Annotated in this window: 9 protein-coding genes and 1 tRNA gene; 8 read left to right on the top strand and 2 right to left on the bottom strand. The window is 70.1% G+C overall.

What is annotated here, in order from left to right; genetic code table 11:
* Nucleotides 1-519: 519 nt before the first annotated feature.
* Nucleotides 520-591, bottom strand: a tRNA-Arg gene (locus SSP29_RS02450).
* Between the two features lie 152 nt (nucleotides 592-743).
* Between SSP29_RS02450 and SSP29_RS54865 the strand changes: the two genes are divergently transcribed.
* From SSP29_RS54865 to rho, 7 genes are all read left to right on the top strand, one after another.
* Entirely contained in the window at nucleotides 744-1208 is a 465-nt protein-coding gene (locus SSP29_RS54865) for a response regulator (protein ID WP_245882998.1), read from the top strand.
* Between the two features lie 110 nt (nucleotides 1209-1318).
* Complete coding sequence (gene nrtL / locus SSP29_RS02440) at nucleotides 1319-2296, top strand: ArgS-related anticodon-binding protein NrtL (RefSeq protein ID WP_089098771.1); 978 nt, start codon at nucleotides 1319-1321, stop codon at nucleotides 2294-2296.
* A 19-nt stretch (nucleotides 2297-2315) separates the two neighbouring features.
* Nucleotides 2316-3707: a diaminopimelate decarboxylase gene (lysA, locus tag SSP29_RS02435; RefSeq protein WP_089098770.1), complete on the top strand. Its 1392-nt coding sequence runs from the start codon at nucleotides 2316-2318 to the stop codon at nucleotides 3705-3707.
* A gap of 137 nt (nucleotides 3708-3844) precedes the next feature.
* On the top strand, nucleotides 3845-5143 hold the full coding sequence (locus tag SSP29_RS02430) for a homoserine dehydrogenase (RefSeq protein ID WP_089099769.1): 1299 nt from the start codon (nucleotides 3845-3847) through the stop codon (nucleotides 5141-5143).
* Nucleotides 5144-5149: 6 nt separating this feature from the next.
* Nucleotides 5150-6208, top strand: coding sequence for a threonine synthase (thrC, locus tag SSP29_RS02425; protein WP_089098769.1), 1059 nt, complete (start codon nucleotides 5150-5152; stop codon nucleotides 6206-6208).
* A gap of 276 nt (nucleotides 6209-6484) precedes the next feature.
* A complete protein-coding gene (gene thrB / locus SSP29_RS02420; protein ID WP_089098768.1) occupies nucleotides 6485-7426 on the top strand; it encodes a homoserine kinase in 942 nt (313 codons plus the stop codon).
* A 403-nt stretch (nucleotides 7427-7829) separates the two neighbouring features.
* Nucleotides 7830-9917, top strand: coding sequence for a transcription termination factor Rho (gene rho, locus SSP29_RS02415; RefSeq protein WP_089098767.1), 2088 nt, complete (start codon nucleotides 7830-7832; stop codon nucleotides 9915-9917).
* Nucleotides 9918-10075: 158 nt separating this feature from the next.
* Here rho and SSP29_RS59520 read toward each other — a convergent pair whose 3' ends face one another.
* Nucleotides 10076-10342 carry a hypothetical protein gene (locus SSP29_RS59520; protein ID WP_150133413.1) on the bottom strand — a complete coding sequence of 89 codons (267 nt, stop codon included), beginning with the start codon at nucleotides 10340-10342 and terminating at the stop codon, nucleotides 10076-10078.
* Between the two features lie 10 nt (nucleotides 10343-10352).
* Here SSP29_RS59520 and SSP29_RS02410 point away from each other — a divergent pair, with 10 nt between their 5' ends.
* Nucleotides 10353-11876 carry a trypsin-like serine protease gene (locus SSP29_RS02410; RefSeq protein ID WP_150133412.1) on the top strand — a complete coding sequence of 508 codons (1524 nt, stop codon included), beginning with the start codon at nucleotides 10353-10355 and terminating at the stop codon, nucleotides 11874-11876.
* Nucleotides 11877-12074: the final 198 nt, after the last annotated feature.

Below are 12074 nucleotides of genomic sequence, written 5' to 3'. Positions count from 1 at the left end.
TCGCTCGAACTGTGAAGCGGCATCCGGTCGTCTCCACCGGGAGCGGAAAGGCCCCGTATCAGCAGGAGCTTTGCCGCTGGTGCCGAGGATCGTGGCGCTCCATGGGATCTGAAGCCCGTAAGGCACTCGGTTCCAGGTTCCTGCACTCTGTCGGAACGCCTGCCGTGTTGTCCTCCGGGCAGCTGGACGGGCTCAAACAGCTGGCTGACCCCGGGGTCCAGGAAAGTGGAACGGCCTGTTCCTCCATATGTTTTCCGAACGCGCATGCGGGAAAACGTGCAGGTCATAGCAAGTGTCCGCCGGTGTCGGCTCCGCTTTTCGGCGTTCCCGTCCCGCATATGTCCCGCGCGGGCGATTTCACGGGATCGGACATTTGGGATTCCGTTCGTCCTGAGCCGCAAAGCCGCAGGTTGACGCCTTCTGGGACGAGTGGTTACGGCGAGGTAGGCCGTGTGCGTTTTGGCATGCACAAGAAAAGCCCTGACCGGCGTTTCCGCTGGTCAGGGCCTTAATCCGGAGTGCCCCCGGCAGGATTCGAACCTGCGCACACGGCTCCGGAGGCCGTTGCTCTATCCCCTGAGCTACGGGGGCGTCTGGCGTTGAGCTGTTGCTCGCGGCGACGGGTAGAACACTACCAGCTCGGTCGGGGTGATCAGGAACGGGTTTCCGGGGGTGCTCCCCCGCAGGGGGCGGAAGTCGGGAAAACCCGGACGCGGTGGCCGGTCCGGACCTACTCTCGAGTTGTGCCAGGGGCGTCGGGTCGGGTGCTTGTTGTGGACGACAACAAGGTCATCCGGCAGCTGATCAGGGTCAATCTCGAACTGGAGGGTATCGAGGTCGTGACCGCGGCCGACGGTGCCGAGTGTCTGGATGTCGTTCATCGGGTGCGCCCCGACGTGATCACCCTCGACGTCGTGATGCCCCGGCTCGACGGGCTGCGGACCGCCGCCCAGTTGCGTGCCGACCCCCGGACCCACGATCTGCCGCTCGCCATCGTCAGTGCCTGTACGCAGTACGAGGTCGAGACCGGTCTTGACGTCGGCGTCGACGCCTTTCTCGCCAAACCCTTCGAACCTGCCGAACTCGTCCAACTGGTGCGGGAGTTGATCGAGCGGCGGCGAGGCGGCGCGACGGGGGAGGAAGAGGGCGTGGGCGACGAGGTCCACTTCTCGGGGGAGCGGGCCGGGGGCAACCCCGCCTATCCGTGACCTCTGAGGATCCGCAGGGATCCGCAGGCCTGTGGACCCACCCGTCCACATCCCGGACTCGGCCCTGACCGGCTCGCCTACCCACCCCCCTCCTCCCCTACGCTTGTCCCGTGACCCCCGTCGAGCTCTCCCGTACCGTGCTGCGCGCGGTGCGTCGTGCCGTGGACGAGGGAGAGCTCAGTGTGAGCGTGCCCGAGCGGGCCGTGGTGACGCCGCCGGGGCCCGGGGGCTGCGGGGACTACGCCACCAACATCGCGCTGCAGCTCGCCCGGCCCGCCGGACAGCCGCCGCTGCGGGTCGCCGAGATCCTGGTGCCTCGTCTCGCGGAGTGCGCCGGCGTCGAGGACGTCGTCGTCACCGGGCCCGGGTTCCTCAACATCTCCCTCAGCTCCGCCTCGTCGCCGACCGCCACCCTGGTCGGGGAGATCCACGGCCTCGGGGCCGCCTACGGCCACGGCGCCGCCCTCGCCGGGCAGGTCGTCGCGCTGCGGGTGCCGTACGACGTCCGGGCCGAGGTCGTCGCCGACGCGGTGGTGAGGATCGTTGCGACCCAGGGCGGCCGCGGCGAGGTCGGTCACGGCGAGCCCGTCGGTCTGCGGCCCGTGCCGGCGCCGGAGGACCCCGCCCCGCTCGGGCCCGACGCCGCCCAGTGGGCGCTGCTGTATCCGGCGGCGCACGACCGGCCGAGGATCACCGCCGACCATCTCGTGCAGCGGGAGAGCAATCCGCTGTTCCGGGTGCGGTACGCGCACGCCCGGGTGCGGGCCGTCGGGCGGGGGGCGGGGCGGCTCGGGTTCGCCGCCGTGCCCGGCGACGTTCCCGACGCTCCGAGCGCCCTGGTCACCGCCCTCGCCGACTACCCCCGCATCCTCCTCGGCGCGGCCACCCACCGCGCCCCCGACCGGCTCGCCCGGCACCTCGTCACCGTCGCGGATGCCGTCCTGCCGTTCCTGCCGACCGTGCTGCCCCACGGCGAGGAGAAACCCTCGGCCGCCCACCGTGCCCGGCTCGCCCTCGCCGCAGCCGCCGGGACGGTGCTGGCCGGCGGTCTGTCCCTGCTCGGCATCGACGCACCCGATCACCTCTGAAGAGAGCGCCAGAAGAGCAATGAGCCGTTCCGCACATCCCGCCGGGCCCCGGCACGCCGATGTCCTGCCCGAGGGCCACTATGCCGCCCCGCCCAACGACCTCAACGCCCTCGACGCGAAGGTGTGGGCCCAGACCGTCACCCGGGACGCCGACGGGGTCGTCACCGTCGGCGGTGTCGACGTGAAGACCCTCGCCGAGGAGTTCGGCACTCCCGCCTACGTCCTCGACGAGGCCGACTTCCGGGCCCGGGCGCGTGCCTGGCGGACCGCCTTCGGGCCGGACGCCGACGTGTTCTACGCAGGCAAGGCGTTCCTGTCGCGGGCCGTCGTGCGCTGGCTGCACGAGGAGGGGCTCAACCTGGATGTGTGCTCCGGGGGCGAGCTGGCCACCGCCCTCTCCGCCGGTATGCCCGCCGACCGCATCGCCTTCCACGGCAACAACAAGTCCGGGGCGGAGATCCGCAGGGCCGTCGAGGCCGGCGTGGGGCGGATCGTGCTCGACTCGTTCCAGGAGATCGTGCGGGTCGCTCACATCGCGCAGGAACTCGGCACGCGGCAGCGCGTGCAGATTCGTATCACCGTGGGCGTCGAGGCGCACACGCACGAGTTCATCGCCACCGCGCACGAGGACCAGAAGTTCGGGATTCCGCTGGCGGGCGGGCAGGCCGCGGAGGCCGTGCGGCGGGCCCTTCAGCTCGACGGCCTCGAACTGATCGGCATCCACTCGCACATCGGGTCGCAGATCTTCGACATGTCGGGGTTCGAGGTCGCCGCGCACCGGGTCGTGGGGCTGCTCAAGGACATCCGGGACGAGCACGGGGTCGAGCTGCCCGAGATCGACCTGGGGGGCGGGCTCGGGATCGCGTACACGAGCGACGACGACCCGCGTGAGCCGCACGAGATCGCCAAGGCGCTCACCGAGATCGTGACGCGGGAGTGCGAGGCCGCGAAGCTGCGGACGCCCCGGATCTCCGTGGAGCCGGGTCGGGCCATCGTCGGCCCTACCGCCTTCACGCTCTACGAGGTCGGCACCATCAAGCCCCTCGACGGGCTGCGGACCTATGTGTCGGTCGACGGAGGCATGTCGGACAACATCCGGACCGCGCTCTACGACGCCGAGTACAGCGTCGCCCTGGTGTCCCGGACCAGCGACGCCGAGCCGATGCTCGCCCGCGTCGTCGGCAAGCACTGCGAGAGCGGGGACATCGTGGTGAAGGACGCGTTCCTGCCGGGCGACCTGGCACCCGGTGACCTCATCGCCGTACCGGCCACCGGCGCCTACTGCCGGTCCATGGCCAGCAACTACAACCACGTGCTGCGGCCGCCCGTCGTCGCCGTGCGCGAGGGCGAAGCCCGGGTGATCGTCCGGCGGGAGACGGAGGAGGACCTGCTGCGTCTCGACGTCGGGTGACACGGATGGAAGATCTCCTGTCTGCCATCCTCACAGAATGAAATAGATGTCTCACGATCCGGACGAAGGGTAGAAACTCCCGTCCGGTGAGTGAGACTGGTGCAACCGTAGACGGTATGAGGAAACGAGGTCGGATGATGCGTACGCGTCCGCTGAAGGTGGCGCTGCTGGGCTGTGGGGTTGTCGGCTCAGAGGTGGCGCGCATCATGACGACGCACGCCGACGATCTCGCCCAGCGGATCGGCGCTCCGATCGAGCTGGCCGGTGTCGCCGTACGACGGCCCTCCAGGGTCCGCGAGGGCATCGACCCGGGCCTGGTCACCACCGACGCCACCGCCCTCGTGAAACGCGGCGACATCGACGTGGTGGTCGAGGTCATCGGCGGGATCGAGCCCGCCCGCACCCTCATCACCACCGCCTTCGAGCACGGCGCGTCGGTCGTGTCGGCGAACAAGGCGCTGCTCGCCCAGGACGGCGCCGCCCTGCACGCCGTCGCCGAGCAGCACGGCAAGGACCTCTACTACGAGGCCGCCGTCGCCGGAGCCATCCCGCTGATCCGCCCGCTGCGCGAGTCCCTCGCCGGCGACAAGGTCAACCGGGTGCTCGGGATCGTCAACGGGACGACCAACTTCATCCTCGACAAGATGGACTCCACGGGGGCCGGGTACCAGGAGGCCCTCGACGAGGCCACCGCGCTCGGGTACGCGGAAGCCGATCCGACCGCCGACGTGGAGGGCTTCGACGCCGCCGCCAAGGCCGCCATCCTCGCCGGCATCGCGTTCCACTCGCGGGTGCGGCTCGACGACGTCTACCGCGAGGGCATGACCGAGGTCACCGCCGCCGACTTCGCCTCCGCCAAGAACATGGGCTGCACCATCAAGCTGCTCGCCATCTGCGAGCGCGCCGGGGACGGTGGCTCGGTGACGGCCCGCGTGCACCCCGCCATGATTCCGCTGACCCACCCGCTCGCCTCCGTGCGCGGCGCGTACAACGCCGTCTTCGTGGAGTCGGACGCGTCCGGTCAGCTGATGTTCTACGGGCCCGGCGCCGGCGGTGCGCCCACGGCCTCCGCGGTCCTCGGCGACCTGGTCGCCGTCTGCCGCAACCGGCTCAGCGGGGCAACGGGGCCCGGCGAGTCGGCGTACGCCGCCCTGCCCGTGTCGCCGATGGGCGATGTCGTCACGCGCTATCACATCAGCCTCGACGTCGCCGACAAACCGGGTGTTCTCGCCCAGGTCGCCACCGTGTTCGCCGAGCACGGGGTTTCCATCGATACGGTGCGGCAGCACGGACGGCAGGACGGGGACGGCGAGGCCTCCCTCGTCGTCGTCACCCACCGGGCCTCCGACGCCTCCCTCTCGGGGACCGTCGAGGCGCTGCGCAAGCTCGACACCGTGCGGGGTGTCGCCAGCATCATGCGGGTTGAAGGAGAGTAACCAGCAATGACCCACCAGTGGCGCGGAATCATCGAGGAGTACCGGGATCGACTCCCGGTGTCCGACACCACGCCGGTCGTGACGCTCCGCGAGGGCGGCACGCCCCTCGTGCCCGCGCAGGTGCTCTCCGAGCGCACGGGCTGCGAGGTCCACCTCAAGGTGGAGGGCGCCAACCCGACCGGGTCCTTCAAGGACCGCGGGATGACCATGGCGATCAGCAAGGCCAAGGAGGAGGGCGCGCAGGCGGTCATCTGCGCCTCCACCGGCAACACCTCGGCCTCCGCCGCCGCGTACGCCGTGCGCGCCGGGATGGTCTCCGCCGTGCTCGTGCCCCGGGGCAAGATCGCGCTCGGCAAGATGGGCCAGGCCCTCGTGCACGGCGCGAAGATCCTCCAGGTCGACGGCAACTTCGACGACTGCCTCACCCTCGCCCGCAACCTGAGCGAGAACTACCCGGTGGCGCTGGTCAATTCGGTCAACCCGGTGCGCATCGAGGGCCAGAAGACCGCCGCCTTCGAGATCGTGGACATGCTCGGCGACGCACCCGACATCCACGTCCTGCCGGTCGGCAACGCGGGCAACATCACCGCGTACTGGAAGGGGTACAAGGAGTACGCCGCCGACGGCATCTCCACCGGGACGCCCCGGATGTGGGGTTTCCAGGCCTCCGGCAGCGCCCCGATCGTGCGCGGCGAGATCGTCAAGGACCCCTCGACCATCGCCACCGCGATCCGCATCGGCAACCCCGCCTCCTGGCAGTTCGCCCTTGCGGCCCGGGACGAGTCCGGCGGCTTCATCGACGAGGTGACGGACCGTGAGATCCTGCGCGCCTACCGGCTGTTGGCCGCGCAGGAGGGCGTCTTCGTGGAGCCCGCCTCCGCCGCGTCCGTGGCCGGTCTGCTGAAGGCCGCCGAGCAGGGCAAGGTCGACCCCGGCCAGCGCATCGTCTGCACGGTCACCGGCAACGGCCTGAAGGACCCCGACTGGGCCGTCGCCGGCGCCCCGCAGCCGGCCACCGTGCCGGTCGACGCGGCAGCCGCGGCGGAGCGCCTCGGCCTCGGCTAGAGAACGGCTCAAGGGGCGTCCCGGACGCTCATGGGGAGTTCCCGGACAGGGAACTCCCTAAGGAGGGGGCACAGGGGGCTTACGACACGCATCGTGCGCCTCCTGTGCGCCCTATGTCGCCACAGAACCTTCCTTCGATAGGCTGTACCGAACCCGCCCGCTGCATATGCCTCCGCATATGGCGCGGTGCCGCGCCGTCTCCACGGCCCGAGGGTCCCTCACGTACCTATCGAATGTCATTCGACCATCACGCAGCTCAAGGAGAGTCATCGAGCGATGGCCGGTCCAGCGTTCCGCGCCGCCGCCGTCCGGGTGCGCGTCCCCGCCACCAGCGCCAACCTCGGCCCGGGCTTCGACGCCCTGGGCCTCGCGCTGGGGCTCTACGACGACGTCGTCGTCCGGGTGGCCGACTCAGGGCTGCACATCGACATCGCGGGGGAGGGCAGCGAGACGCTGCCGCGTGACGAGAGCCACCTCCTCGTCCGCTCCCTGCGCACCGCCTTCGACCTGCTGGGCGGACAGCCCCGCGGCCTGGAGATCGTGTGCGCCAACCGCATCCCGCACGGCCGTGGCCTCGGCTCCTCCTCCGCCGCCATCTGCGCCGGCATCGTCGCCGCCCGTGCGGTGACCATAGGCGGCGAGGGCAGACTCGACGACGCGGCCCTGCTGGAGCTCGCGACCGAGATCGAGGGCCACCCCGACAACGTGGCGGCCTGTCTGCTCGGCGGCTTCACGCTCTCCTGGATGGAGTCCGGCGCCGCCCGGGCGATCAGGATGGAGCCCAACGATTCCATCGTTCCGGTGGTTTTCGTGCCCGGGAAGCCGGTCCTCACCGAGACCGCGCGCGGACTGCTCCCGCGCACCGTGCCGCACGTCGACGCCGCCACCAACGCGGGCCGTGCCGCCCTGCTCGTCGAGGCCCTCACCCGGCGCCCCGAGCTGCTGCTGCCCGCCACCGAGGACCGTCTGCACCAGGAGTACCGCGCCCCCGCCATGCCGGAGAGCGCCGCCCTGGTGGAGCGGCTGCGCGCCGACGGCATCCCGGCCGTGATCTCCGGTGCCGGCCCCACCGTGATGGCGCTCGCCGACGCCGGCAGCGCCGACAAGGTGCAGGCCCTGGCCGGTCCGGGCTGGGCCGCCAACCGGCTGAACCTCGACGTCCAGGGAGCGAGTGTGCTGCCGCTCGCGCCCGCCAATGACAATTCCGGCGACATGTGACGCGCACGATTGCCGGATTTGGAGAGGGGGAATGTTTGTTGGATCCGGTAGTGTTAACCTCAAGTCTGCACCCGACCCCACCATGGCGAGGTGCATCGTGTCCCCGTCGGGGACAGACATTCTTCCGGGAGTCTCCCAAGCCACTCAGCGTTCTGTATGACGTACCTGGGCAGTACGCCGTACCCGGGCACTGAGCGGGCCGCTGGGCACGCTCCGGAATGGGTGCTACCACGCTTCGTGACACCGGGTGCCACGGCTGAGGAAGCGCCGTCATCAGAAATTCTCTCCGCCGTTTAGGCGGACCACCGCCCCGGCACGGTCCACACAGCAAGGACCGAAGCCGGACAGCACAACCGGTCGCCGAGCCAGACAGGCCGACGTCCGCTCCAGGGAAGGACCCTTCGTGAGCGACACCACCGATCTGATGGGCGCACGTGTCGAGGAGACCGCTGCCGCGCCCGCCACGGACGCCTCCGCGCCTGCCTCCGGTGCCGGCTCCCGGCGGCGCCGCGGTACCGGCCTTGAGGGCATGGTGCTGGCCGAGCTTCAGCAGGTCGCATCCGGCCTCGGCATCAGGGGCACCGCGCGCATGCGCAAGAGCCAGCTGATCGAGGTCATCAAGGAGGCGCAGGCTGGGGGCACCTCCCAGGCCCTTTCGGGCTCTGGGGGAGGGGGAGCCCCCGCCAAGGCCGAGACCGCCACCGAGACCAAGCCGAAGCGCCGGGCCACCTCCAAGGCCCGTACGGGCGAGGAGGCCGCCGAGAAGAAGGCGGAGCAGGCCGCCGAGGCCCCCGCCGAGAAGGCCGTGGCCCAGCAGCAGATCGAGATCCCCGGCCAGCCGGCCGGCGGTACCTCCCGCACCGGCGAGGCCGAGCGCGGCGGGGACGACGCCCCGGCCGAGCGCCGCCGTCGCCGGGCCACCGCCGAGGCCGGCAGCCCCACCGCCACCGGCGCCGAGACGATCGCCGCCGAGGCGAAGACCGAGCCGAAGGCCGAGACGCCCGCGCAGCCCCAGCAGCAGGGCGAGGCCAGGGCCGACGCCGGTGACGACGGCCGTGGCCGCCGTGACCGCCGTGACCGCGGCCGTGACCGGCGCAACAAGGGCGACGAGCAGCAGGGCGGCGGCCAGGGCGGCCGCCAGGACCGGCAGCAGGACCGCCAGGACCGTCAGGACCGTCAGCCGCAGCAGCCGCAGCAGCAGGGCGGCGGCCGGCAGGACCGCAACGTCGGTCCGCAGGACGACGACGAGTTCGGCGACGGCCGCCGTGGCCGTCGCGGCCGCTACCGCGACCGTCGTGGCCGTCGTGGCCGTGACGAGATCGGCGGCTCCGAGCCGCAGCTCGCCGAGGACGACGTCCTGATCCCCGTCGCGGGCATCCTCGACATCCTCGACAACTACGCGTTCATCCGGACCTCCGGCTACCTGCCCGGTCCGAACGACGTGTACGTCTCCCTCGCCCAGGTCCGCAAGAGCGGTCTGCGCAAGGGTGACCACGTCACCGGTGCGGTCCGCCAGCCCAAGGAGGGCGAGCGCCGCGAGAAGTTCAACGCGCTGGTCCGCCTCGACTCCGTCAACGGCATGGCGCCCGAACAGGGCCGTGGCCGCCCGGAGTTCAACAAGCTGACGCCGCTGTACCCGCAGGACCGGCTCCGTCTGGAGACGGACCCGGGCGTGCTGACCACCCGCATCATCGACCTCGTCGCGCCGATCGGTAAGGGCCAGCGCGGTCTGATCGTGGCCCCGCCGAAGACCGGCAAGACCATGATCATGCAGGCGATCGCCAACGCGATCACGCACAACAACCCCGAGTGCCACCTGATGGTCGTCCTCGTCGACGAGCGTCCGGAAGAGGTCACCGACATGCAGCGGTCGGTCAAGGGCGAGGTCATCTCCTCGACCTTCGACCGTCCGGCCGAGGACCACACCACGGTTGCCGAGCTGGCGATCGAGCGCGCCAAGCGCCTGGTGGAGCTGGGCCACGACGTCGTCGTGCTGCTCGACTCGATCACGCGTCTGGGCCGTGCGTACAACCTCGCGGCGCCGGCCTCCGGCCGCATCCTGTCCGGTGGTGTCGACTCGACCGCCCTGTACCCGCCGAAGCGCTTCTTCGGTGCGGCCCGCAACATCGAGGACGGCGGCTCGCTGACCATCCTCGCCACCGCCCTGGTGGACACCGGGTCCCGCATGGACGAGGTGATCTTCGAGGAGTTCAAGGGCACGGGCAACGCCGAGCTCAAGCTCGACCGGAAGCTCGCCGACAAGCGCATCTTCCCGGCGGTGGACGTCGACGCGTCCGGCACCCGTAAGGAAGAGATCCTGCTCGCCAGCGACGAGCTTGCCATCGTCTGGAAGCTGCGCCGGGTGCTGCACGCCCTCGACCAGCAGCAGGCGGTCGAACTGCTCCTCGACAAGATGAAGCAGACGAAGTCGAACGCCGAATTCCTGATGCAGATCCAGAAGACGACGCCGACACCCGGTAACGGGGACTGACGGTAAGGAAAAGAACCGCCTCCTGCAGTGCGCAGGGGGCGGTTCTTTGCGTTTTCCTCCTCGGTGTACGATCGCGCCCTTCGGTCAATTGACCGAATGTCGAACTCCTTATCCCGAGGGGGGACTTAGGTGGGTACACCCACGTCCGGGAGCGGTCGTCACAGACGTCGGATACGTTTTGCGCTGCCCGTCGCCGCGGCCGGAATCGCCGCCGCCGTCACGGCCGCACTGATCTCGACCTCCGCCAGCGCGGCCACCCAGCCGGCGCCCACGGTCAAGCCGTCCGTCAGCACGGCCTCGCAGGCCACGCTGAACGAGCGCATCGCCGGCGCCCTGGCCACCTCCGGCACGACCAGCACCACGAAGTCGTCCGGCTCCGCCGTCTCGCCGAAGATCATCGGTGGCAACGAGACCACCATCTCCACGGCGCCCTGGATGGCCCAGCTCTGGTACTACGACGACAAGGGCACCACCAGCACCAGCGACGACGAGGGCTTCTTCTGCGGCGGCTCGGTCGTCTCGCCGACGAAGATCCTCACTGCCGCGCACTGCGTCTGGGACGAGACGAACAACAAGCCTTACAACTGGAAGGCCAACGGCGCCGTCATCACCGGCACCGCGTCCCTGCCCACCAGCAACAGCGACGGCAGCGCCAACCTGCACGGGGGCACCGCCACCGCCGTACTGCGCCAGTGGAACAACCCGTCGTACAACCCGTCGACCATCAACAACGACGTCGCCGTGCTGACCCTGGGTGCCCCGGTCAAGGCCACCCCGATCAAGCTGACGACCAACACCGACACGACCTCGTACAAGGCCGGCACCAGTGCCAAGGTCTACGGGTGGGGCCGCACCAGCTCCACCTCGGACGACATCTCCGAGACGCTGAAGACGGCCACGCTGCCGGTCCAGTCCGACAGCACCTGCTCGACCTACTTCGGCAGCCTGTTCATCAAGGGCCACATGGTCTGCGCGGGCAACCCCGCCACCGGCTCCGACACCGGCACCACCGCCACCTGCAACGGCGACTCCGGCGGCCCGCTGGTCGTCGGCGGCCGCGTCGTCGGCGTGGTCTCCTGGGGTGTCACGGACAACGGCGTCGACTGCGTCGTGCAGGGCTCCTACAGCGTCTTCACGAAGGTCAGCACCTACGTCGGTGCCGTCTACGCGCAGATCGCCGACTCCAACCTGAGCTACACCGACGGCAAGGCCGACCTGTTCGCCCGCAAGTCGTCGAGCAAGGTCGGCTACGAGCTGGACTCCAAGGGCACCTCGCTCGCCTCCCGCGTCTCCCTGGGCGACTGGAGCGGCGTCAACGCCGTCCTGCAGGCCGACCTCAACCGGGACGGCTTCCAGGACTTTGTCTACCGGCTCTCCTCCGGTGACGTCTACTGGGACCACTTCGTGCTGAACAGCGCGGGCACCGGCGGCTCCTGGGCCTCGAAGAAGATCTTCACCAACTGGAAGACCCGCAAGGCCATCGTGATCCCCGGTGACCTCACCGGCGACTACCTGCCCGACGTGCTGTCCGAGGACTCCGCCGGTGTGCTGTGGCTGTACCCGGGCAAGGGCGACGGCACCTTCGGCGCCCGCGTCCGCATCGGCGGCGGCTGGAGCCAGTACAACCAGCTGCGCGGCGTCGGCGACTTCAACGGCGACGGCAAGGCCGACCTGCTGGCCCGCAAGAGCAGCGGCGGCGACCTGTACCTCTACAAGGGCACCGGCAAGTCCGGCACCGGCCTCTTCTCGGCCCGCGTGAAGGTCCGCTCCGCCTGGACCGGCTTCAACACCCTCGCCGCGGTCGGCGACCTGACCGGCGACGGCAAGGCCGACCTGCTGGCCCGGACGACCGGCGGCACGCTGTACCTCTACCCGGGCACCGGCAAGGGGACCAGTGAGATCTTCGGCACAAGGAAGTCGCTCGGTACCGGTTTCCAGCAGTACGACATCTTCGGCTGACATACCTGGTGAGCGGGGGTTCGCCCCACTTGCCCGATGACGTCCGATCACTCAGTGTGCCCATCGCTCCACGCGGTGGGCACACTGCGTTGTGCAACCCTTTCCCGAGTTTCGCCGTCTGACGAGGCGGAGCGACGATGGTCCGGTACGTGCCGATGATCCGGGTACGCCGGGCCTGACCCTGAAAGCAGGGGATAA

Origin of the sequence: Streptomyces hyaluromycini (genome assembly GCF_002217755.1) — a bacterium.
Lineage (GTDB): Bacteria > Actinomycetota > Actinomycetes > Streptomycetales > Streptomycetaceae > Streptomyces > Streptomyces hyaluromycini.
The sequence above is the reverse complement of the archived record's forward strand: the minus strand, read 5'-3'. Positions and strand labels throughout refer to the sequence as shown.